This is a genomic window from Amycolatopsis sp. DG1A-15b (assembly GCF_030285645.1).
Classification (GTDB): Bacteria; Actinomycetota; Actinomycetes; order Mycobacteriales; family Pseudonocardiaceae; genus Amycolatopsis.
The window spans coordinates 7,142,323-7,164,019 of record NZ_CP127296.1 but is presented as its reverse complement, the minus strand read 5'-3'; the positions used below and the strand labels follow the sequence as shown (position 1 = coordinate 7,164,019).

Sequence of the window (21,697 nt, the reverse complement as noted above, 5' to 3'; positions counted from 1 at the left end):
TCCGGCGGCCGGGCGCGCGGGGCCGGGGCGACCCCGCGCGCCGGTGGGATCACCGGCGCAGGGCGGCCAGCTCGACCGGGCTGTGCGCCGAAAACACCGTGACCTCGTCCTGGTGGGTCCGCGCCAGCTCGTGCAGCCGCGCCAGGTTCTCCAGCCGCGGTCCGCGCAGCGTCTGGACGATGTTCTGGAACGCCGTCAAGCCCGGCGGGCAGTGCGGGGCCACCGGGTCCAGCTGGCCGTGGAAGAAGTAGGCGTCGCCGGCGTGCAGGAGCCAGCCCTCGCCGGTGTCGACCGCCACGCCCGTGTGGCCGCGGGTGTGGCCGGTCAGCGGGACCAGCAGGATCTCCTCCGGCAGGCCCTTGAGCGACCGGACCGCCTCGAAGCCGAACCACGGCTCGCCCGTCTCGTCGTAGGTGCTCCACAGCGGGCGGTGCGCGAACTGCGCCCTGCGGTAGCGGTACTTCTCCCCGGCGTCCGCGGGCGCGGTCGCGGCCCGGTGCTCCTCCGCCCGGACGTGCACGACGGCGTTCGGGAAGTCGGCCAGGCCGCCGGCGTGGTCGACGTCGAGGTGGGTCGCGACGATGTGCCGGACGTCGGCCGGGTCGTGGCCGAGCGCCTCGATCTGCGCGACGGCCGTTTCGGCGGCCTCGGGCTTGGCTCCGACCATCGCCAGGAACGGCTGTCCGAGCCATTCGGCCGGGCGCGCCACGCCCTGGCTGCCGAACCCGGTGTCGACCAGCACCAGGCTGTCGCCGGTCTCGATCAGCAGGCAGTGGGCGACCAGCTCCGCCCGCCGCAGCAGGCCGGGCTCGCCGTCGAGCAGTTTGCCACCCACCGGGCGCATCGATCCGCAGTTCAGGTGGTGCACCTTCATACGCTGCTCCTGGTGCTCAGCCGGAGGAATTCGGTCTCGTCGTGCGCGGCGAAGACGGTGACCTCCTCGCCGTGCTCCTGAACAAGCTGACGCAGGCGGCGGTGATTGTCCAGCCGGGCGCCCCGCACCGTCTCCATGTGGCCTTCGAACCACTTCAGGCCCGGCGGGCAGTGCGGTGCGGCGGGATCGGCCTGCCCGTGGAAGAAGTACGAGTCGCCGGCGTTGAGCAGCCAGCCGTGGCCGGTGTCGACGGCGACCCCGGCGTGCCCGCGCGTGTGCCCGGACAGCGGGATCAGCAGGACCTCCGGCGGCAGGCCGTCGAGCTGCCGGACGGCGCCGAAGCCGAACCACGGTTCACCGCTGTCCGCATAGGACGTCCACTGTGGACCATGAGCGAACTGGATCCGGCGGTACCGGCCGCGTTCGTCGCCGCGCGGGTCGGTGAAGGCGCGCAGCTCTTCGGCGTAGACGTGCACGCGCGCCCACGGGAAGTCGATGAGCCCGCCGGCGTGGTCGAGGTCGAGGTGGGTCAGCACGATGTCGCGGACGTCCGCCGGGTCGAAGCCGAGTGCGCGGACCTGGGCGATCGCCGTCTGCGCCGGGTCCGCGATCGGATTGGACTGGCGGACGAACCCGGCGCCCAGCCAGGCGGTCCGGTCGACCGCGGCCGGGGTGCCCATGCCCGTCTCGACGAGCACGAGACCGGTGGCGGTCTCGAGCAGCAGGCAGTGGCAGACCATGGTGGCGCGCCGGAACACGCCCGGCCGGCCGTCGATCAGTTTGCCGCCCAGCGGGCGCAGGGTGCCGCAGTTGAGGTGGTGGACGCGCATCAGGCGAACTCCCGATCGAGGGTGGTGTGCAGGTGGGTGGCGACCGCGCGCAGTGGCGCGAGGTCGCGGCGGGTGCGGGCCAGCAGCAGCCCGCCTTCGATCGCGGCGAGCACGATCGTGGCGAGTTCGTCCGCTCGCCCGGCGGGAAGACCTTGCCCGGCAAGGTATCCACCGAGGACACCGTGCCAGGATGCGTAGCCGTCCGCGCAGGCCTCCCGGATGGGCTCGCTCGCCGCGGCTGCGTCGAGCGCCACCGTCGCAAGAGGACAGCCGCGCTGGAAGTCCGATCCGGTCAGGAAACCCGCGAGCGCGTCGACCGCGCGGTCGATCCCGGTCGCGGGGTCGGGAGCGCCGGCCAGGATGGCTTCGAGGAGAGCGCCCGTGCGCTCGCTCGACAGCCGGACGGCTTCGGTGGCGAGCTGCTCCTTGCCGCCGGGGAAGTGGAAGTAGAGCGAACCCTTAGGGGCGCCGCCGGCCGTGGTCAGCTGGGTCAGGCCGGTGGCGTGGTAGCCCTGGGTCTGGAACAGGTCGGCGGCGGTGTCGAGCATCCGCTGCCGCGTGTCGGTGCGGCGAACCATGGCGGAACCGTAGCGCAAACTATGACGACCGGTCTAGTGACTTCGTGGATCGGTAAGGTCGTGCGCATGGGCAACCCGACCGGTCAGCAGTTCGAGATCACCCGCGGCAACGCGCGCGCCGTCGTCACCGAAATCGGTGCCGGGCTGCGTGCCTTCGAAGTCGGCGGCGTGCCGTACGTCGAGGAGTTCCCCGAAGACGCGAAGCCGCCGATGGGCGCCGGGCAGGTGCTGCTGCCCTGGCCGAACCGCACCAAGGGCGGCCGGTGGACGTTCCAAGGGGAGACCCAGCAGCTCGAGATCACCGAGGAGGCGCGCGGCAACGCCATCCACGGCCTGACCCGCCACCTCGAGTGGGAGCTGCTGGAGCACGCCGAATCGTCGGTCACCCTGGCCGTCGACGTCGCGGTCCAGCCGGGCTGGCCGGTGCCGCTGCGCGCGACCGTGACGTACGAGGTCGCGCCGCGCGAACTGACCGTCACCCACGAGATCCGCAACGAAGGCGAGCAGCCGATCGGCGTCGGCGTCGGCACGCACCCGTACTTCCGGATCGGCGACGTCCCGACCGACGAGCTGACGCTGGCGCTGCCCGCGAGCCGGGTCCGGCCGTCCCTGCCCGACGAGCAGATGCCGTACGCCGAGGAGCAGGACGTCGAGGGCACCGAGTACGACTTCCGCACCGGCCGCGTGCTGGCGGGGGTCAACCTGGACACGGCGTTCGGCGGCCTCGCGGCGGCCGAGGACGGCACGCACCACATCGTCCTCAGCCACGACGGCCAGGAGCTGCTGGTCTGGACCGGCCCCGACTTCCGCTGGGCCCAGGTGTTCACCCCGGACGACCTGGTCGGCCGCGGCCGGGCGGTCGCGATCGAGCCGATGACCTGTCCCGCCGACGCGCTCAACACGGGCACCGACCTGATCGAGCTGGAGCCGTCGGCGTCGTGGTCGGGCAGCTGGGGCATCCGGGTCCGGTGACGCCGCTTCGCCTGGGCGTCGCCGACGCGGGTGAAGTCCTGACGCTGCAACGGGCCGCGTACGTCACCGAGGCCCGGGCGCACGGAGACCTGGATCTGCCGCCGCTGCTGGAGACCCTGGACGAGACGCGGGTGGCGCTCACGGGCTTGTCCTGGGGGCTGCGCGAATCGGGTCGCCTGGTGGCGTCGGTGCGGCTGACAGTGACCGGGCCGGTCGGGGTGATCGGGCGCCTGGTCGTCGCTCCGGACCGGCAGGGGGCCGGGCTGGGCGGCGGACTGCTGCGGTTCGCGGAGTCGGCGGCGCCGGCGGAGGTGACGGTGTTCCGGCTCTTCACCGGCTCGAAGAGCGTGGGGCCGCTGCACCTGTACGCCAAGCACGGCTACCGCGAGACGCACCGGACGCCCGAGAACAACCACGAGCTCGTGCACTTGGAGAAGGCCCGCGTGCACGGCCCCGGACGAGTTCGTTAGCGTGGCGAACTATGGCGAAGGCAATTGTCGGGGGCTATGTCGTCCCCATCGACGGTGATCCCATCGAGGGCGGCACGGTCCTGATCGACGGCGGCAAGATCGTCGCGGTCGGCACCGAGGTCGACGTCGACATCCCGGAAGACGCCGAACTGGTCGACGCGGCCGGCACCTGGGTGCTGCCCGGCTTCATCGACGCCCACGCCCACCTCGGCGTCCACGAGGACGGCGAAGGCTGGGCCGGCAACGACACCAACGAGATGACCGACCCGAACGGCGCCCGCTTCCGGGCCGTCGACGGCATCGACCCCTACGAGCCCGGCTTCGACGACGCGCTCGCGGGCGGTGTCACGAGCGTCGTCATCAAGCCCGGCTCCGGCAACCCGATCGGCGGGCAGACGATCGGCGTCAAGACGTGGGGCCGCAGCATCCTGGACATGACGTTCGCGGAGCACGTCAGCGTGAAGAGCGCGCTCGGCGAAAACCCGAAGCGCGTGTACGGCGACAAGAAGCAGACGCCGTCGACGCGCCTGGGTGTCGCGGCGATCTTGCGCGAGGCCTTCACCAAGGCCCGCAACTACCAGGCGAAGCGTGCGCACGCCGAGTCCGAGGGCAAGCCGCACGAGGTGGACCTGACGCTGGAGACGCTGTCGAAGGTCCTCGACGGCGAGCTGTTCTGGGACCAGCACGTCCACCGCGCGGACGACATCGTGACGGCGATCCGGCTGGCCGACGAGTTCGGCTACAAGCTGGTGATCAACCACGGCACCGAAGGTCACCTGATCGCGGACCTGCTGGCATCCCGCGACGTCCCGGTGATCCTCGGCCCGCTGTTCACCACGAAGTCCAAGGTCGAGCTGCGCAACCGCACGCTGCGCTCGGCCGGCATCCTGGCCCGCGCGGGCGTGAAGATCGCGATCACCACCGACCACCCGGTGATCCCGATCAACTTCCTGGTGTACCAGGCGGCCCTCGCGGTGAAGGACGGCCTCGACCCGGCGACGGCGCTGCGTTCGCTGACCATCAACCCGGCGTCGATGCTGGACCTCGACGGGCAGATCGGCTCGCTGAAGCCGGGCCTGGACGCCGACGTGGTGCTGTGGTCGGGCGACCCGCTGGACGTGATGAACCGCGCGCTGCGCGTCTTCGTCCGGGGTGACGAGGTGTACCACTTCGACGAGTCACTGGGCGAGGGCGTGTCGAAGGACCGCCGGTACCGGGAGACTCGCTGAGTTTCGGGCGGCACGCCGGTAACCGGGCGGTTCCGGCGTGCTGCCCGATCAGCCGAGGAGTGCGGTCAGGTCGATCTTGACGGGGAACGGGACGTCGGTGGCGAAGGTGCCGGTGACCGCGGGGGCGTCCAGGTAGCCGAACTCGCCGGCCTGGTGGCAGGCAACCAGCGAGATAGGCTCGCTCGTGTCGATGATCCAATAGTGCGGGATGCCCGCATCGGCATACTCGTCGTGCTTCACTTGGTAGTCGGTGCGCTTCGAACCCGGCGACACGATTTCGACGACCACGACCACTTCGTCAGCGCGATACATGTCGCCTTCTGCATCCACGCGAGCATTTGCCTCGCGGGAGGTGATCACCAGATCGGGACGGCGCGAAAACCCCGGCTCACCGCGGGGCGCCAAACCCAGGTCCACGTCGATGTCCGGGGTGAAATCGAGTTCCGAGGGCAGCTGGGATTCCAGCTGCCGGCCCAGCAGCCAAGCGGCCTTGTTGTGCTTTCTGCTGGGACTTGGAGACATCACGACGCGGCCTTCCACGAGCTCGGTGAAACCTGTGTCGGTTTCACCGAGCGCCGCGTACTCCTCGACCGTCAGCAGGTGATCGGGGATCTCCCACCGGCGAGCGGGGCGCGGCTGGGGAAGTGCAGTCACAGCGTCTCCTCACGTCGCCCGAATTGTCTCACGGCTCAGGTGCAACCATGAGTAACCGTATCTGTACCGAGCGTGTGACACCGCTACCTCAACGTGGTGAACCGCGGGCCCCTTCAGGGGACCAAGGCGTCGAGGTCGAGCCGCGCCGGGAACGGGACGTCGGTGGTGAAGGTGCCGGTGACCGCCGGCGCGTCGACGTAGCCGGCCCCGGCCCGGTGGCAGGCGACGAGCGAGACCGGCTCGGCGGTGTCCACGATCCAGTAGTGCGGGATCCCGGCGTCGGCGTACTCGTCGTGCTTGACCTGGTAGTCGGTGCGCTTCGAGTCCGGGGCCACGATTTCGACGACGATGAGCACCTCGTCGGCCCGGACCAGGCCGTCGCCGCGGGCCAGCGCGGCGCGGCCGACGATCAGCAGGTCCGGGCGCCGGGCGAAGCCGGGCTCGCCGTCCGGTGCCAGGCGCAGGTCGAGGTCGTTGCGGACGACGAAGGCGAGCCCGCGCGGCAGCTGCCGTTCGAGCTGGCCGGCCAGCAGGCAGACCGCCACGTCGTGTCGCCGGCCGGAGCCGGGTGAGGTCACCAAGCGGCCTTCCACCAGCTCCGTGAAACCGGTGCCGTCGAGCGCCGCGTACTCCTGGATGGTCAGCAGATGACCGGGCATGCCGCCACGGTATCCGTCCCCCGCGCGCGACACGGGTCGCTGGATCGGGCTACGCGTTCTTCAGCTCCCGCGCGATGACGAGCCGCTGGATCTGGTTCGTCCCCTCGAAGATCTGCGGCACCTTCGCCTCCCGCATGTACCGCTCCACCGGGAAGTCCCGCGTGTACCCGGCCCCGCCGAGGACCTGCACCGCGTCCGTCGTCACCTTCATCGCGCCGTCGGTCGCCACCAGCTTGGCGATCGACGCCTGGCGCTTGAACGGCATCCCGCGGTCCCGGCGCCGGGCCGCGTCCAGGTACAGCGCCCGGGACGCCTCCACCGTCGCGGCCATGTCCGCCAGCAGGAACTCGATGCCCTGGAAGTCGATGATCGGGCGGCCGAACTGCGAGCGCCCCTTCGCGTACGCCACCGCTTCGTCCAGCGCCGCCTGGGCCAGGCCCACCGCGCACGCCGCGATCCCCAGCCGGCCCGAGCTCAGCGACGACAGCGCGATCCGCAGCCCGGCCCCCGGGTCACCCAGGAGCCGCGAAGCGGGCACCCGGGCGCCGTCGAAGATCATCTGGGCCGTCGGCGAGCCGGTCAGGCCCATCTTCCGTTCGCGCGGTGCGGCCGAGAGGCCGGGCGTGGCCCCGTCGACCAGCAGGCACGAGATTTCGGAATCGCCCGTGCGGACCATCGTCGTGTAGAAGTCCGCCACCCCCGCGTGGGTGATCCACGCCTTGGTCCCGTTGACGACGTAGTCCGGGCCGTCGAGACGCGCGCGCGTCGACAGCGCCGCCGCGTCCGAGCCCGCCTGCGTCTCCGACAGCGCGTACGCACCCAGCAGCGAGCCTTCGAGCATGTCCGGGAACCACCGGTCGCGCTGCTCGTCGGTGCCGTACTCCGCGAGCGCGTAGCAGGACATCGTGTGCACCGACAGCCCGACGCCGACCGTCATCCACGCCGACGCGATCTCCTCCAGGACCTGCAGGTAGACCTCGTACGAGACGTCGCCGCCGCCCCAGCGCTCGCTGTACGGCAGGCCCAGCAGGCCGGACTTGCCGAGCAGGCGGAACTGCTCGCGGGGGAACTGCTCCGCTTCCTCGGCCGCTGCCGCACGAGGCGCGAGCTCGTCGCGCGCGATCTCCGTCGCCAAAGCGACCAGATCCTCGGCTTCCGATGAAGGCAGCAGGCGTTCGGCGGGCATCGTCGTCCTCCAAACCAGCGTCTTTCGGGGGTCCGGGTGGCGGCGCCCCCGGCCCGGGGCGAAGCCTCGGAATGCTTCAGTACTGAAAACAGTACTCTGGGCTCGTTCAGAGTACAGTACGACAGGCCTGGGGTGGCCGGAAGACGTAGGAGATAGTGAGCCGATGCGCCCCGAACCCCGCCGCCGGCCGACCGCCCGCCAGCAGGCGCTGCTCGGCGAGCTCGAGGCGCTCTTCCTGGCCGAGGGCTTCGCCGTCTTCACGCTGGACGACCTGGCCGGCCGGCTGCGCTGCTCGAAGTCGACGCTCTACGCGCTCGCGCCCAGCAAGGAGCAGCTCGCCGTCAAGGTCGTCACGCGGTTCTTCCGGGGCGCCGCGGAGCGGATCGAGGAGCGCATCGCCGGGATCGACGACGCCCCCAAGCTCATCGGCGAGTACCTGGCCGGGGTCGCCGAGCACCTCAACCGGGCGTCGGCGGCCTTCATGCGGGACCTCGCCGAATTCGGCCCGGCCCGGGAGGCCTACCAGCTCAACAGCCGGTTCGCCGCGAAACGGCTCCGGCAGTTCATCGACAAGGGTGTTGCCGACGGGGTGTTCCGGGACGTCCACGCCCGCCTGGTGGCCGAGATGACCGGGCTGATCATCGAGGGCATCCAGACCGGCGTGCTCGCCCAGCGGACCGACGTGTCCGACGCCGACGCGTTCACCGCTTTGGGCGAACTGCTGCTCGGCGGCCTGAACAAATAGCGGACAGGAATTGTCAGCCGGAACTCCATTAAACTGCGCGACGTGATCGTCGTAGGCGGAGAAGCTCTGGTCGACCTGGTTCCCGGCGACCCCCTGGATTCCACTGTGGACGGTGGGCTGCGCGCGCTGCTGCCCCGCCTGGGCGGCGGGCCGTACAACGTCGCGCTGGCCGCCGGACGGCTCGGGGTGCCCGCGGCGTTCCTCTCCCGCGTGTCCACCGACCGCTTCGGCGACGCGATGATCGAGCGGTTGCACGCCTCCGCCGTCGACACCTCGCTGCTGCAGCGCGGCGACGAGCCGACGACGCTGGCCGTCGTGGCGCTCGACGCGAAGGGCGCCGCGCGCTACACCTTCTACGTCGAGGGCACCGCCGACCGGCTGGTCGCGGATCCGGGCCCGCTGGCCGAGGGTGTGACAGCGCTCTCACTCGGCACGCTCGGCATGGTCCTCGAGCCCGGCGCCTCGGCGTACGAGGCGATGCTGCGGCGCGAAGCGGCCCGCGGCGTGCTGACCGTCCTCGACCCCAACATCCGCGAGGCGCTCATCACCGACCCGGCCGCCTACCGGGCCCGGTTCGCGTCCTGGCTGCCGGACGTCCGGCTGCTGAAGATCTCCGACGACGACGCCGCGTGGCTGACCGAGGGCGCCGACCCGGTCGCCGCCGCGAAGACGTGGATCGAGTCCGGTGTGGACGCCGTGGTGCTCACCCGGGGGGCCGACGGGCTCTCGGTGATCACCGCCGCAGGTGAGCTGGCCCACGTGCCGTCGCGAAAAGTCACCGTCGTGGACACCATCGGCGCGGGCGACACCGTGCACGGTGCGCTGCTGGCCTGGCTGCACACCCGCGAGGCCACCGACCTGGCCTCCCTCGACGCCGGCGCGTGGCGAGAGGCGCTGGAGTTCGCGGCGAAAGCGGCGTCGATCACGGTGTCCCGCAGCGGCGCCGAACCGCCCACGTCCGCCGACATGGCGTCCACCGTGTGAACCTGGTCCCAAAGGGGCCCTCAGGAGCAACGTCACCGCTGCGCGAAGGCGGGTTTCTCGACTAGCGTAGAGGGGCATTCTTCATACCCCAGCGGGGCGGTGTGCAGCGAGGCGCCAGTGTTTCCTCGCGTGAACACGTGGCTACCTGTGGAACGTACAGGCGCCGCCGGCCCGTGCCCAACGTGAGAGGGACTTGCATGTCCGACGCGACGACTGCGGGGCAGTCCGGCGGAGAAACCGCGAAGCTGACCCTGCCGAGTGGCGAGCACGAGTTCAAGATCGTCCACCCGGTCGAAGGCGCGCCGGGGATCGAACTGGGCAAGCTGCTGGCGCAGACGGGGTACATCACCTACGACCCCGGTTTCGTCAACACCGGGGCCGCGTCGTCCGCCATCGCCTACATCGACGGTGACGCCGGCATCCTCCGCTACCGCGGGTACCCGATCGAGCAGCTGGCCGAGAAGTCGACCTTCGTCGAGGTCTCCTACCTGCTGATCTACGGCGAGCTGCCGACCGAGACCCAGCTGGCCGACTTCACCGAGAAGATCCAGCGGCACACGCTGCTGCACGAGGACCTCAAGGCGTTCTTCAGCGGCTTCCCGCGCGACGCGCACCCGATGCCGGTCCTGTCGAGCGCGGTGTCGGCGCTGTCGACCTTCTACCAGGACTCGCTCGACCCGTTCGACGAGCCGAACGTGGAGCTGTCCACGATCCGGCTGCTCGCCAAGGTGCCGACGCTGGCCGCCTACGCGTACAAGAAGTCCGTGGGCCAGCCGCTGCTGTACCCGGACAACTCGCTCGGCCTGGTGGAGAACTTCCTGCGGATGACGTTCGGCTTCCCGGCCGAGCCGTACGAGGTCGACCCGGACGTCGCGAAGGCGCTCGACCTGCTGTTCATCCTGCACGCCGACCACGAGCAGAACTGCTCGACCTCGACCGTGCGCCTGGTCGGCTCGTCCGAGGCGAACCTGTTCGCCTCGATCTCGGCGGGCATCAACGCGCTGTTCGGCCCGCTGCACGGCGGCGCGAACGCCGCGGTGCTCGACATGCTCGAGGGCATCAAGAACGACGGCGGCGACGTCGCCAAGTTCGTCGAGCGGGTGAAGAACAAGGAAAAGGGCGTGAAGCTGATGGGCTTCGGGCACCGGGTCTACAAGAACTACGACCCGCGCGCGAAGATCATCAAGAACACCGCCGACGAGATCCTGGGCAAGCTGAAGGGCGGCGACCAGCTGCTCGACATCGCCAAGAAGCTCGAGGAGACGGCGCTCTCCGACGACTACTTCATCGAGCGCAAGCTGTACCCGAACGTGGACTTCTACACCGGCCTGATCTACCGGGCGCTGGGCTTCCCGACGAAGTTCTTCACGGTGCTGTTCGCGCTCGGCCGGCTCCCGGGCTGGATCGCGCACTGGCGCGAGATGATCAACGACCCGGCCACCAAGATCGGCCGCCCGCGGCAGATCTACACCGGCCACGCTTCGCGGGACTACACCCCGATGTCGGAGCGCTGATCGTTTTTGCGTAAACGCCTCGCCGTGCACCCGCACGGCGGGGCGTTTATCGTTTTCCGTCGTGACCAGAGAAGCGCCGGTTGTCCTGTGGTTCCGCCGTGACCTGCGGCTCGGCGACCACGCCGCGCTGCTGGAGGCGTCGAAGCACAGCCGGCACGTGCTCGCGCTGTACGTCCTCGACGATGCGCTGCTCAAGCCGGGCGGTGCGCCGCGTGAGGCCTTCATGTACGGCTGTCTGGAGAAGCTGGACGAACAGCTCGGCGGCCGGCTGATGCTGGTCCGCGGCGAGCCGGCGGCCGAGGTCGTGAAGGCGGCGAAGAAGATCGGCGCGGCCGCGGTGCACGTCAGCGCCGACACCGGGCCCTACGGCCGCCGCCGGGACGCGTCCGTGGCGAAAGCGTTGGCGGAGCACAACATCGACTGGGTCGAGACAGGCTCGCCGTACGCCGTGACGCCCGGGCGTGTCACCAAGCCGGACGGCGATCCGTACCGCGTCTTCACCCCGTTTTACCGGGCGTGGACCGCGCGCGGGTGGCACTCGCCCGCGGACACCGGACCGTCCCTTGTGGACTGGGTGGAACCGCCGCGGTCGCTGAAGATCCCGAAGGCGCCCCCGGTTTCCCCGACGCTGCCCGAACCCGGCGAGCAGGCCGCGCTCGACGTCTGGCACGCCTTCCTGGTCGACGGCATCGAGACCTACGACGAGGATCGCGACCGGCCGGACCGCGAAGGCACCACCCGGCTTTCGCCGTACCTGCGCTGGGGGTGCATCCACCCGCGGACGATCTTGGCGGACCTTTCCGGCGACGACCGCGTCGGCGCGAAGTCGTTGCGCAGCGAAATCTGCTGGCGCGAATTCCACGCCGACGTCCTGTGGCACCGCCCGGAAACGGCGCGGAAGAACTACGACAAGCGCTTCGACGGGATGAAGCACGACAGCGACCCGGAGGCTTTCGAGCGGTGGTGCGCGGGCCGCACCGGTTACCCGATCGTGGACGCCGGGATGCGGCAGCTGCTGGCCGAGGGCTGGATGCACAACCGGGTGCGGATGGTCGTCGCGAGCTTCCTGGTGAAGGACCTGCACCTGCCGTGGTGGCTGGGGGCCCGCCACTTCATGAAGCACCTGGTGGACGGCGACCTGGCGTCGAACCAGCTGAACTGGCAGTGGGTCGCGGGCTGCGGCACCGACGCGGCGCCGTACTTCCGCATCTTCAACCCGACGACCCAGGGGGAGAAGTTCGACCCGAACGGCGACTACGTGCGCAAGTACGTGCCGGAGCTGCGTTCCGTCGAAGGGAAGGCGGTGCACAAGCTGAAGGACCGCCCCGCCGACTACCCGGAACCGATGGTCGACCACGCCCACGAGCGCCAGGTGTCGTTGGAGCGGTACGGCAAGATCACGTCGTGACAAGCGGCTTGACGCGCCACACGACCGCGAGCGCGGGATCGCCGGTGGCGCTCGGCTCGATCCGCTCCACGGTGAAGCCTTCGCGCTCGTAGAACGCGCCGGCTCGCTCGTTGGCCGCGAAGTGTTCGATGTACAGCCGTCCGGCGTCGGCGGGCAGCTGCGCGGTCAGGGCATCGAGCAGCCGCGGGCCGAGCCCACGGCTGCGCTGCCCGGGGTGGACGTAGAGCTTGTAGACCACGTGGTCGGCGCCGCTGCGGCCGCGTTGCCCGACGCCGAGGAGCTCCCCGCCGGCCTCGGCGACGACCACGAGCCCGGCCGCCACGGCCGCACCGAGGTGCGTTTCGTTCCACCAGTCGCGGACCTGCGCGTCCGCGGCGGCCGCGCCGATCAGCGGAGCGTAGTGGGCCCGGACGTGTGCTTCGCCGAACCGGCGGATCGCGCCCACGTCGCCGGGCCCCGCCGCCCGCACCTCAGCCACGCAGGGCCTCCGACAGCTTGATCCGGCTGCCGATCCGCAGCACGCTGTTGCCGTAGATCTTCCCGCCGACCCAGGTCAGCACGGCGACGAGGGCGATGGTCAGCGCCAGCGACAGCCCGATCTCCCAGCCCGCCGCCGCGCCCGTCGAGATGCGGGCCGGCATCAGGATCGGCGACAGCAGGGGGATCAGCGAGACGATCTTCGTCGCCGAGCTGGCGGGGTCCTGGACCAGCAGGTTGAACCCGGCGATGAACCCGACGACCAGGATGATGTTGAGCGGCCCGACCACCGACTGGGTGTCCTCCTGCCGGGACACCAGCGACCCCAGCGCGCCGTAGATGGTGGCGTACAACAGGAAGCCCAGCAGGTACCAGAGCAGGCCCCACAGCACCGCGCCGGTCGCGAAGCCGGACAGGGTGAACACGCCGGTCGCCGCCGCGGCGCCCAGCCCGACCACCGCGAGGATGACCAGCTGGGTCAGGCCGACCAGGCCGAGCCCGATCACCTTGCCCAGCAACAGCTGCCACGGCCGCACGCTGGCGAGCAGGATCTCCACGACCCGGCTCGACTTCTCCTCGACGACGCCCTGGGCCACCATCATCCCGTAGGTGATGATGCTCATGTACAGCAGGAACGCCACGACCAGCCCGACGACCAGCCGCTGCGTCTGGTCGGCCGGCTGCGGTGAGAGGGCGTCGTCCCGGACGTGGGTGCCGTTGACCCTGGCCATCACCTCGGCCGGTTCCAGCTGCGCGGACGACAGCACGCCGTCGAGCACCTGCTGCTGGGCGACCTGGTCGAGCACCCGGCGCAGTTCGTTGTCCAAAGAGGACTTGTAGGTGGCGGTCAGCTGGGCCGCGCTGCCCGAGACGAGCGCGTCGACGTCGCCGTCTTCGACCTTCTTCCGGCCTTCCGCCGCGTCGGTGACGACGACCGTGCTGATCTCGCGGCCGGAAAGCGCCGCTTCGGTCTGCAGCTGGCGGGCGATCCCGATCGCCTGGCCGGTCAGCCCGACGGTCTTCTTGTCCGCCGAACCGGCCAGCGACGTCTGGAAGAGGACGTACCCCAGCAGCAGCACCAGCAGTACGCCGGTGCCGACGACGAACGACCTGGTGCGCAGCCGGGTGTTCAGCTCGCGCTTCATCACGAGCCAGACGGCGCGGCGGCCACTCAACGTCCTCATCGCGCTTCCCCCTTCTCGGACACCGCGTCGCGGAACAGCTCGGTGAGCGAGCGGCGACGGCGGCTGAACTCGGTGACCGGCCCGGTCGCCAGCGCGGCGGCGAGCACGGCCTGGTCGTCCGCGCCCGGTTCGAGGTCGAGGACGGTGGTGGTGCCGTGCTGCTCCAGCACGCGCACGCCGGGCAGGCCCGTGGCCCAGCCGTTGCTCGCGGCCGGCGCGGTCACGACGAGCTTGCTGCGCGCGCCCGCGGTCAGCTCGTCGACCGTGCCGACGGCGACCATCCGGCCGTCGCGGATGATCCCCACCCGGTCGCACAGCCGCTCGACGAGGTCGAGCTGGTGGCTGGAGAACACGACCGGCACGCCCGCGGCGGCCTTCTCCCGCAGGACGCCGCTCATCACGTCGACGGCGAGCGGGTCGAGGCCGGAGAAGGGTTCGTCGAGCACCAGCACGGCGGGGTCGTGCACCAGCGCCGCGGCCAGCTGGACGCGCTGCTGGTTGCCGAGGCTGAGCTTTTGCACCTCATCCTTGCGGCGCTCGGCCAGCCCGAGCCGGGTGATCCAGTTCTCGGCGTTGCGGTGCGCTTCGCCGGCGCTGAGCCCGTGCAGCTCGGCCAGGTAGACGAGCTGGTCGAGCACCTTCATCTTCGGGTACAGCCCGCGTTCTTCCGGCATGTAGCCGATGTGCGTCCGGGTTTCGTGCGTGACCGGTTCGCCGCCGAACCGGACCTCACCGCCGTCGGCGGCCAGCACGCCCAGCGCGATCCGCATGGTGGTCGTCTTGCCGGCGCCGTTGCTGCCGACGAAGCCGAACAGCTCGCCGGCGCGGACCTCGAACGAGACTCCGTCCAGCGCGACCTTGGCGCCGTAGCGCTTGGAGATCCGGTCGATCTCCAGTGTCCCCTCAGGCATTCCCCATCCCCTCCTCGAAATCCTCGGGGTCGTCGTCCGGCAGCGACCAGCCCAGCACGATGGCCGGGATGGTCGTGCCGGTGACCAGCAGCGCGGACAGCATCATCGCGCCGCGGACGCCGCCGTTTTCGGTCTCGGCGGTGAACAGGCCGTACAGCAACGCGATCACCATCAGGTAGCTGAGCGCCTGGTAGCCGATGTAGGTGACGCGGTGGCGCCATTCGCGCTCGCGTTCGTCCAGCAGGCGCGAGAAGCCGCCGCTCATCCGCCCGGTCAGGACGCGCAGCGTCAGGAACGCGAAGCCGCCGACGGCCAGTCCGCTCAGCCAGAAGGCCGGGAAGACCCATTCCGGCCCCACCTTGAACCGCGCCGCGCCGGCGACCAGGGAGAGGTCGGCCAGTACCAGGACGACGACGAGCGTCCGGCGGTGCTTCCGGGTGCGCCAGCCCGGCAGCTGCCGGGCCCGTTTCCGTTCGGCTTCCTCCATCTTGTCGAGCTGGCGTTCCCAGTAGGCCGCGAGGCGGCCCGGCTGCTCGGTCATGCTCCCCCCTCGCGGTAGACCTGGGTGGACAGCGGCGTGAACGGCTCGCGGCTGAAGACCGCCTCGACGGGCAGGTCGAACACCGCGCAGATCCGGAACGCCAGATCCAGGCTCGGATAGTGGTCACCGCGTTCGAGCGCGCCGATGGTCTGTGGATTGACTTCGACGGCGCTCGCGAGCGCGGCTCGGGTCATCCCGCGCTCCGCCCGGAGCACGGGAAGCCGGTTGTAGATCGGCAGCTCTTTGCCGCGTCTGACCGGACTCATGGCACTAACTGTTGCAAAAACCCAACGGGACGTCAACTCAAGAGAACATCAAGTCCGGTTGACGCAGTCCGCTCAGAGGAGGCCCGCCAGCGACTTGTCGACAAGTTCCGCCACGCGCGGCGTCGCGGCCTCGGCGTCCGGCGGGATCAACGACAGCCGTGTCCGGCGCTCCAGCACGTCCTCGACGTCCAGCGCGCCCTCGTTCCGGACCGCCCACACCACCTCGGCCGCCGTGATCTCCGTTCCCGGCGCCACCGGGGCCGCGAACTCCGCGTCCACCTCGCCCAACGCCGCCACGCGCGCTGCCTCCGTGCCGTACCGGGCCACCAGCCGGGGCGCCGCGTCCACCAGGGACAACTCCGGCCGGGGAGCTGCCCCCAGCAACGGCAACCGGGCCGTGCGACACGGTGAAGCGGCAAGTCCCGTCAAGCGCAGCGCCGCGTCGACGGCGTCCTCGGCCATCCGGCGGTACGTCGTCAGCTTCCCGCCCACCACCGTCAGCAGCCCGTCCGGACCCGCCAGGACCGCGTGCTTGCGGGAAAGATCCGCCGACCGGCCGCTGGTTCCCTCGACCAGGGGCCGCAGCCCCGCATAGGACCCGGCGACGTCCGCCCGGGTCAGCGGCCGGGCGAGCACCGACGAAGCCAGCGACAACAAGAAGTCCACATCGGACTCGGGAACCGCCGGCACGGACGGGATCGGTCCGGAGAGTGGCTCGTCGGTGAGTCCCAGGTAGACCCGGCCGTCCGGCTGGGGGAGCAGGAAGACGAACCGGTTGGTCTCGCCGGGCACGCCGATGTTGACCGACGTCGTCCCCATCGGGACCGTCCCCGGCGCCAGCACCAGGTGCGAACCGAGCGAGGGCCGCAACCGCACCGAACCCGTCAGCGTGCCCGCCCACACGCCCGTCGCGTTGATCACCTGCCGTGCGTGGATGTCCACAGTGGATCCGGAAAGGCCGTCGCGCACCTGAACCCGGTCCGCCGAAAGGGAAGTGGCCGACAGCCGCGTGAGGATTCGGGCGCCGAACGACGCCGCCGTCCGGGCGAGGGTGACCACCAGACGCGCGTCGTCGACCAACGCGCCGTCGTAAGCCAGCAAGGCGCCGCGCAGGCTGTCGGCGGACAGCCCCGGCGCCAGGGCCAAGGCCAGCGGCGCCGGGATCGACCGCGGCCCCGGCAGCACCGACGACGGCGTGCGCGCCGCCCGGCGCAGCACGTCCCCCGCGCGCAAGCCGGCCGCGACCACCCGCTCCTGCACGCGGGAAGTGCCGGGGTACAACGGGAACAGCTGCGGCATCGCGCGCGTGAGGTGTGGTGCCGTCCGGGTCATCAGGATCCCGCGCTCCACCGCGCTCTCGTGCGCCAAGCCGAGTTCGCCGTGCGCCAGGTACCGCAGGCCGCCGTGGACCAGCTTCGACGACCAGCGCGACGTCCCGAACGCCAGGTCGTGCGCCTCGACCAGTGCCACCGACAGGCCCCGCGAGGCCGCGTCCAGTGCGATACCCGTACCGGTGACGCCGCCACCCACCACGACGACGTCGACGCGCTCGCCCGACGCCAGCGCCGCGAGCTCGCGTTCGCGGCGCCGCGCGTTGAGCGAGCCGGACGTCATGGCCGCAATGCCGCGTCGAGCACGTGGGTGAACTCCGCCATCAGCGCCGCCTCGTCGACGTCCGCCGTGGCCGGCCGCAGGGAGAACGCGAACGACTGCACCACCAGCAGCACCGAACGGGACTGCACGGCGACCGGCGCCCGCCGGATCGAGCCGTCCTGGTGGCCGGCCTCCAGGAGCTGGTGCAACGCCTGCTCGGCGAACTTCTGCGTCGCGCCGAGCCGCTCCACGATGTACGGGAGGACGAGCTCGGGGTCGACGTCGAGCAGGGTGCGGAACAGCGGGTCGGTCGACAGCGCGCGGACCCCGGCCGCCGCGATGAGCACGAGCCGGTCGCGGCTGTGCGCGGCGTCGGCGCCGCCTTCGCTCGCCGTGCGCAGCAACCCGCTGAACTCGCGGGTCATCAGGGCGGCGAGCACGCTGCGGACGTCGGGGAAGCGGCGGTAGACCGTCATCCGGCTGACGCGGGCGGTGCGGGCGATTTCGGCGAGTGTGGTGCGGCGCACACCGACGGCCAGCACGCACGAGCGCGCGGCGTCGAGCAGCACGTCATCGGCCACCCGCGTCGCCGTCTGGCGGTTGCGGGTGTCCGCGAGCGCGGAGGAACCCGCCGTCTGCGTGGTGTGACGTTTTACGTCCATATGTCACACTGTAGTCGTGAACGCTCTCATTGACCACCGCCTCCGCCGGTCCTGGACCGAGGAAGCCGCCGGCGCCGCCCCGCTGCCCGCGCGGGCGGCCAAGTGGCTTGAACAGCGTATCGGCCAGACGGCCCCCGGTGCTGCTCCGACGGGCGATTTGCCGGTGGAAATACCGTCACCGAAACTGGCGAAACCTGCTGAGGAAGCGCTTGCGGAAGTGGTCGGCGCGGAGAACGTGCTGGTCGACGCCGCGGCCCGGCTGGCGAGGGCGACCGGACTGTCCTACCTCGACCTGTTGCGGCGCCGTTCGCCGTCGGCGGAGTTCCCGGTGCCCGACGCGGTCGTGCTCCCCGCCGATCCGGACGAGGTCCAGGCGGTCCTCGACGTCTGCGTCCGGCACGACGTCGGAGTCGTGCCCTTCGGCGGCGGCACGTCGGTGGTCGGCGGCGTCGCCGCACTGCGCGGCGAGAAGACGTCGGTGATCGCGCTGGACCTCGTCCGGCTCGACGCGCTGGTGTCCGTGGACGCCGAGTCGCGCATCGCCGTCCTGCAGGCGGGCGTCCGCGGGCCTGAAGCCGAGCGGCTGCTCGCCGGGCACGGCCTGACGCTCGGGCACGTCCCGCAGTCGTTCGAGCGCGCCACGATCGGCGGCTTCGCGGCGACGCGCTCGGCCGGCCAGGCGTCGTCGGGCTACGGGCGGTTCGAGGACATGGTCACCGGCGTGCGGCTGGCCACCCCGCGCGGCCCGTGGAAGCTCGGCGTCGCCCCGGCGTCCGCGGCCGGGCCGGACCTGCGCCAGCTCGCGATCGGCAGCGAGGGCACGCTCGGCGTGATCACCGAAGTCGCGCTGCGGGTGCGGCCGGCGCCGCCGGTCCGCCGTTACGAGGGCTACGCGCTGCCGGGCTGGGCGGCCGGCGCCGAAGCGGTGCGGGACCTCGCGCAGCACCACGCGCTCGCCGACGTCACCCGGCTGTCCGATGGGGACGAGACCGAGGTGTCACTCGCGCTGAACGCGGGGGTGAAGACGGCGGCGCTGCGCCGCTACCTCGCTGCGCGGGGCGTGCGACGGCCGTGTTTCCTCATCGTGGGCTGGGAAGGCACCGCGCACGACGTGGCGCTGCGCCGCCGTGAGACGACTCGGCGGCTGAAGGCCTCAGGTGCCGTCCGCGTCGGCAAGGCGCTCGGCGAGTCGTGGCGGCACGGCCGGTTCGCCGGGCCCCGGCAGCGGGACACGTTGCTGGACATGGGCATCTGCGTCGAGACGCTCGAAACGGCCGCCTACTGGTCCAATGTGGACGAGCTGCGCGACGACGTCCGCGCGGCGCTGACGGCCGCGCTGGGCCGGGCGATCATCATGTGCCACATTTCGCACGCGTACGAAACGGGTGCGTCGCTGTACTTCACGGTGCTGACGGCCCGCGACGAAGCCGACCCCGCCGGCCAGTGGCAGCGCGCGAAGGCGGCGGCCTGCGAGGCGATCACCGGGCTGGGCACGATCTCGCACCACCACGCCGTCGGCGTCGACCACGCGCCCTACCTGAGCGCGGAGATCGGCACGCTGGGCGTCGAGGTGCTGCGCGCGGCCAAGTCCGCCGTGGACCCGACCGGGATCCTCAACCCCGGAAAGCTGGTGTGACGACTTCGCAGGGCACGCCGTGGCCGTCGGCTGCGACACCCTGCAGCCGCGCCGCTTCGGTCTGCGGGACGTCGGCGGTGCGCACCGGCGCGCCGTCGACCAGCAGGGGATAGCGGATCGGCGCGGCGCCGACGTACGTGTGGACGTCGGTCGGGCGCGTGCCGTCTTCGAGGGTGATGTCGGGGTCGGTGAGCCGGGCCAGGTGGTAGCGGGTGCCGCGGCCTTCGCAGCGGTCCAGGACCGCCAGCTGGTCCGGCGTCACGAACCAGATGGCGTGCTCTTCGACGCCCGGCAGCGCGGTGAGGGTGGCCGGGCGCTGGTCGTCGACCACGCGGAAGCCGGCGGCCCACACGGCGGCGAGGCCGGCGCAGCGCGCGTGCGCCACGACGACGGGGCCTTCGAGGCCGAGACGGGCGCGCAGCCAGGTGATCTTCGACGGGTTCGCGTTCGAGCCGTAGGCCAGCACGGCCATCCGGTCGCGCCAGCCTTCGGGGGCGGCGTCGAGCGGGTGCCCGGCTCCGTCGACGTGCACGAACGAGTGGCCCGGCCGGGCCCCGGGATAGGGTTCGGCCGGATACTCGTCGTCGGTGAAGAGGGTCAGAAAGTCACCACGCTGCGCAGGACGTCACCGTGGTGCATGCGCTCGAAGGCCTGCTCGACGCCGTCGACGCCGATGCGCTCGGTGACGAACTTGTCCAGCGGCAACCGGCCCTGCAGGTAGAGGTCGACGAGCATCGGGAAGTCCCGGCTGGGCAGGCAGTCGCCGTACCACGACGACTTGAGCGAGCCGCCGCGCGAGAAGAAGTCGATCAGTGGCAGGTCGTCCAGCCGCATTTCCGGCGTCGGTACGCCGACCAGCACGACCGTGCCGGCCAGGTCGCGCCCGTAGAACGCCTGCCGCCAGGTTTCGGGACGGCCGACGGCGTCGATGACGACGTCGGGGCCGAAGCTGTTGGTGGCGTCCTGCATGGCTTCGACGACCTGCGCCTCGGACAGGCCCTTGCTGTTGAGCGTGTGGGTGGCGCCGAAGTCCTTCGCCCAGGCCAGCTTGCGGTCGTCCATGTCGATCGCGACGATCGTGGTGGCGCCGGCGAGCTTCGCGCCGGCGATGGCGGCGTCCCCGACCCCACCGCAGCCGATGACGGCGACCGAGTCGCCGCGCGTGACGGCGCCGGTGTTGATGGCCGCGCCGAGCCCGGCCATGACCCCGCAGCCGAGCAGCCCGGCGACGGCGGGCTCGGCTTCCCGGTCGACCTTCGTGCACTGTCCGCTGTGGACGAGGGTCTTTTCGAGGAAGGCGCCGACGCCGAGGGCGGGCGACAGCTTGGTGCCGTCCTGGAGCGTCATCGGCCGGGTGGCGTTGAAGGTCGAGAAGCAGTACCACGGCTTGCCGCGCTTGCAGGCCCGGCAGGTGCCGCAGACGGCGCGCCAGTTGAGGATGACGTAGTCGCCCGGCTCGAGGTCGGTGACGCCTTCGCCGACGGCCTCGACGACCCCGGCGGCTTCGTGGCCGAGCAGGAACGGGAAGTCGTCGTTGATCCCGCCTTCGCGGTAGTGCAGGTCGGTGTGGCAGACCCCGCAGGCCTGGACGTTCACGACGGCTTCGCCGGGACCGGGATCGGGCACGAGGACGGTCTCCAGCGAGACGGGCTCGCCCTTCGCCCGCGAAACAACCCCCTGGACCTCGTACGGCATTCGAACCACCTTCCGGCTGCGCTGCTGGTCGACCGCAGCTAATCACGGATCATGCGGAGATGGCGACATCCGCATGAGTGAGGTTTGCGCAACATGTTGCGTCTTACGCAACTTTGGTCAGCCAAGTGGCGATGGTCGCGAGGTCTTGGCTGGTGAGGCCCGTGCTCGCCGCGACGGTGTGCAGCAGGGCCGGCCCCGGGTGGTGGTTCGCGACCCAGGTCCGGTCGGCGTCGGTGGTTTCGTCGTCGATCCAGGCGAACGGGCGGCCCGCTGCCGCCTCGACGATCGTTCCGGTCTTCCAGTGCAGCCCGGGGATGTCGTCGTCGGGGAACTCGAGCACCGGCAGCGGCGGCAGGCCCAGCAGCGGGGCGAGGCACTCGTTGGCGTCCGCCAGCCACGTGGTGGCCCAGACGAGATCGCACCCGAGAGCCAGCAATCGCGGGCCGAGGCTCGGATCGACCCGCGACAGCAGGGGATTGCCCAGGTCGGCGTCCGTGAAAGTGGCGTAGTCCCCGGAACTGCGCCCGAACGGGATCAGCGGACCGTCGACGTCGAGGAACAGCAGCGGGCGGCGCATGATTTCCGCAGTCTGGCATGGCGGGTGGCCAGGTCGGGGCGTGGCGCACGTG

General features: G+C 71.1%; 24 protein-coding genes. 8 read left to right on the top strand and 16 right to left on the bottom strand.

The window, feature by feature from the left end; translation table 11 throughout:
- Nucleotides 1-49 precede the first annotated feature (49 nt).
- Genes QRY02_RS32820 through QRY02_RS32810 form a run of 3 tightly spaced genes read right to left on the bottom strand, consistent with a single transcriptional unit; the run spans nucleotide 50 to nucleotide 2,282 of the window.
- A complete protein-coding gene (locus QRY02_RS32820; protein ID WP_285986691.1) occupies nucleotides 50-874 on the bottom strand; it encodes an MBL fold metallo-hydrolase in 825 nt (274 codons plus the stop codon).
- On the bottom strand, nucleotides 871-1,704 hold the full coding sequence (locus QRY02_RS32815; protein ID WP_285986690.1) for an MBL fold metallo-hydrolase: 834 nt from the start codon (nucleotides 1,702-1,704) through the stop codon (nucleotides 871-873). Before QRY02_RS32815 ends, QRY02_RS32820 begins: the two co-directional genes overlap by 4 nt.
- The gene (locus QRY02_RS32810; protein WP_285986689.1) at nucleotides 1,704-2,282 is read right to left on the bottom strand and encodes a TetR/AcrR family transcriptional regulator; all 579 of its coding nucleotides are present in this window, start codon (nucleotides 2,280-2,282) and stop codon (nucleotides 1,704-1,706) included. Before QRY02_RS32810 ends, QRY02_RS32815 begins: the two co-directional genes overlap by 1 nt.
- Before the next feature lie 66 nt (nucleotides 2,283-2,348).
- Here QRY02_RS32810 and QRY02_RS32805 point away from each other — a divergent pair, with 66 nt between their 5' ends.
- Genes QRY02_RS32805 through QRY02_RS32795 form a run of 3 tightly spaced genes read left to right on the top strand, consistent with a single transcriptional unit; the run spans nucleotide 2,349 to nucleotide 4,953 of the window.
- Complete coding sequence (locus QRY02_RS32805; RefSeq protein ID WP_285986688.1) at nucleotides 2,349-3,254, top strand: aldose 1-epimerase family protein; 906 nt, start codon at nucleotides 2,349-2,351, stop codon at nucleotides 3,252-3,254.
- Complete coding sequence (locus QRY02_RS32800) at nucleotides 3,221-3,724, top strand: GNAT family N-acetyltransferase (protein WP_285986687.1); 504 nt, start codon at nucleotides 3,221-3,223, stop codon at nucleotides 3,722-3,724. The genes QRY02_RS32805 and QRY02_RS32800 overlap by 34 nt, the downstream gene beginning before the upstream one ends.
- An 11-nt stretch (nucleotides 3,725-3,735) precedes the next feature.
- Entirely contained in the window at nucleotides 3,736-4,953 is a 1,218-nt protein-coding gene (locus tag QRY02_RS32795; protein WP_285986686.1) for an amidohydrolase, read from the top strand.
- 48 nt (nucleotides 4,954-5,001) lie between these two features.
- Here the strand turns inward: QRY02_RS32795 and QRY02_RS32790 are convergent, their stop codons facing one another.
- From QRY02_RS32790 to QRY02_RS32780, 3 genes are all read right to left on the bottom strand, one after another.
- Nucleotides 5,002-5,607, bottom strand: coding sequence for a Uma2 family endonuclease (locus tag QRY02_RS32790; RefSeq protein WP_285986685.1), 606 nt, complete (start codon nucleotides 5,605-5,607; stop codon nucleotides 5,002-5,004).
- A gap of 113 nt (nucleotides 5,608-5,720) precedes the next feature.
- On the bottom strand, nucleotides 5,721-6,266 hold the full coding sequence (locus QRY02_RS32785) for a Uma2 family endonuclease (protein ID WP_285986684.1): 546 nt from the start codon (nucleotides 6,264-6,266) through the stop codon (nucleotides 5,721-5,723).
- Nucleotides 6,267-6,315: 49 nt separating this feature from the next.
- A complete protein-coding gene (locus tag QRY02_RS32780; protein WP_285986683.1) occupies nucleotides 6,316-7,452 on the bottom strand; it encodes an acyl-CoA dehydrogenase family protein in 1,137 nt (378 codons plus the stop codon).
- Between the two features lie 163 nt (nucleotides 7,453-7,615).
- Here QRY02_RS32780 and QRY02_RS32775 point away from each other — a divergent pair, with 163 nt between their 5' ends.
- From QRY02_RS32775 to QRY02_RS32760, 4 genes are all read left to right on the top strand, one after another.
- Nucleotides 7,616-8,197 (top strand): TetR/AcrR family transcriptional regulator, encoded by a 582-nt coding sequence (locus QRY02_RS32775; RefSeq protein ID WP_285986682.1) that lies wholly within the window; start codon nucleotides 7,616-7,618, stop codon nucleotides 8,195-8,197.
- A 42-nt stretch (nucleotides 8,198-8,239) separates the two neighbouring features.
- Nucleotides 8,240-9,181 (top strand): carbohydrate kinase family protein, encoded by a 942-nt coding sequence (locus QRY02_RS32770; RefSeq protein WP_285986681.1) that lies wholly within the window; start codon nucleotides 8,240-8,242, stop codon nucleotides 9,179-9,181.
- 197 nt (nucleotides 9,182-9,378) lie between these two features.
- Nucleotides 9,379-10,695, top strand: coding sequence for a citrate synthase (locus QRY02_RS32765; protein WP_285986680.1), 1,317 nt, complete (start codon nucleotides 9,379-9,381; stop codon nucleotides 10,693-10,695).
- 61 nt (nucleotides 10,696-10,756) lie between these two features.
- Nucleotides 10,757-12,103: a cryptochrome/photolyase family protein gene (locus tag QRY02_RS32760; RefSeq protein ID WP_285986679.1), complete on the top strand. Its 1,347-nt coding sequence runs from the start codon at nucleotides 10,757-10,759 to the stop codon at nucleotides 12,101-12,103.
- Here the strand turns inward: QRY02_RS32760 and QRY02_RS32755 are convergent.
- From QRY02_RS32755 to QRY02_RS32725, 7 genes are all read right to left on the bottom strand, one after another.
- The gene (locus tag QRY02_RS32755; RefSeq protein ID WP_285986678.1) at nucleotides 12,093-12,581 is read right to left on the bottom strand and encodes a GNAT family N-acetyltransferase; all 489 of its coding nucleotides are present in this window, start codon (nucleotides 12,579-12,581) and stop codon (nucleotides 12,093-12,095) included. The two genes, QRY02_RS32760 and QRY02_RS32755, sit on opposite strands and share 11 nt — an antisense overlap.
- On the bottom strand, nucleotides 12,574-13,764 hold the full coding sequence (locus QRY02_RS32750; RefSeq protein ID WP_285986677.1) for an ABC transporter permease: 1,191 nt from the start codon (nucleotides 13,762-13,764) through the stop codon (nucleotides 12,574-12,576). The genes QRY02_RS32755 and QRY02_RS32750 overlap by 8 nt, the downstream gene beginning before the upstream one ends.
- Nucleotides 13,761-14,675, bottom strand: coding sequence for an ABC transporter ATP-binding protein (locus QRY02_RS32745; protein ID WP_285986676.1), 915 nt, complete (start codon nucleotides 14,673-14,675; stop codon nucleotides 13,761-13,763). The genes QRY02_RS32750 and QRY02_RS32745 overlap by 4 nt, the downstream gene beginning before the upstream one ends.
- Nucleotides 14,668-15,216: a DUF6498-containing protein gene (locus tag QRY02_RS32740; RefSeq protein ID WP_285986675.1), complete on the bottom strand. Its 549-nt coding sequence runs from the start codon at nucleotides 15,214-15,216 to the stop codon at nucleotides 14,668-14,670. Before QRY02_RS32740 ends, QRY02_RS32745 begins: the two co-directional genes overlap by 8 nt.
- Nucleotides 15,213-15,482 (bottom strand): helix-turn-helix transcriptional regulator, encoded by a 270-nt coding sequence (locus QRY02_RS32735; RefSeq protein WP_043776467.1) that lies wholly within the window; start codon nucleotides 15,480-15,482, stop codon nucleotides 15,213-15,215. The genes QRY02_RS32740 and QRY02_RS32735 overlap by 4 nt, the downstream gene beginning before the upstream one ends.
- 72 nt (nucleotides 15,483-15,554) lie before the next feature.
- Nucleotides 15,555-17,096 carry a glycerol-3-phosphate dehydrogenase/oxidase gene (locus tag QRY02_RS32730; protein ID WP_285986674.1) on the bottom strand — a complete coding sequence of 514 codons (1,542 nt, stop codon included), beginning with the start codon at nucleotides 17,094-17,096 and terminating at the stop codon, nucleotides 15,555-15,557.
- Complete coding sequence (locus QRY02_RS32725; RefSeq protein ID WP_285993975.1) at nucleotides 17,093-17,656, bottom strand: TetR/AcrR family transcriptional regulator; 564 nt, start codon at nucleotides 17,654-17,656, stop codon at nucleotides 17,093-17,095. Before QRY02_RS32725 ends, QRY02_RS32730 begins: the two co-directional genes overlap by 4 nt.
- Before the next feature lie 97 nt (nucleotides 17,657-17,753).
- On the opposite strand from QRY02_RS32725, the gene QRY02_RS32720 reads away from it, so the two are divergent.
- Nucleotides 17,754-19,373 (top strand): FAD-binding oxidoreductase, encoded by a 1,620-nt coding sequence (locus QRY02_RS32720; RefSeq protein WP_285986673.1) that lies wholly within the window; start codon nucleotides 17,754-17,756, stop codon nucleotides 19,371-19,373.
- Here the strand turns inward: QRY02_RS32720 and QRY02_RS32715 are convergent.
- The 3 genes from QRY02_RS32715 to QRY02_RS32705 all read right to left on the bottom strand — a co-directional run bounded on the left by QRY02_RS32715 (nucleotide 19,351) and on the right by QRY02_RS32705 (nucleotide 21,645).
- The gene (locus QRY02_RS32715) at nucleotides 19,351-19,905 is read right to left on the bottom strand and encodes a gamma-glutamylcyclotransferase family protein (RefSeq protein ID WP_285986672.1); all 555 of its coding nucleotides are present in this window, start codon (nucleotides 19,903-19,905) and stop codon (nucleotides 19,351-19,353) included. The genes QRY02_RS32720 and QRY02_RS32715 overlap by 23 nt on opposite strands.
- 65 nt (nucleotides 19,906-19,970) lie before the next feature.
- Nucleotides 19,971-21,068, bottom strand: a complete 1,098-nt coding sequence (locus tag QRY02_RS32710; RefSeq protein ID WP_285986671.1) for an S-(hydroxymethyl)mycothiol dehydrogenase — start codon at nucleotides 21,066-21,068, stop codon at nucleotides 19,971-19,973.
- Nucleotides 21,069-21,171: 103 nt separating this feature from the next.
- A complete protein-coding gene (locus QRY02_RS32705; protein WP_285986670.1) occupies nucleotides 21,172-21,645 on the bottom strand; it encodes an HAD domain-containing protein in 474 nt (157 codons plus the stop codon).
- Nucleotides 21,646-21,697 lie beyond the last annotated feature (52 nt).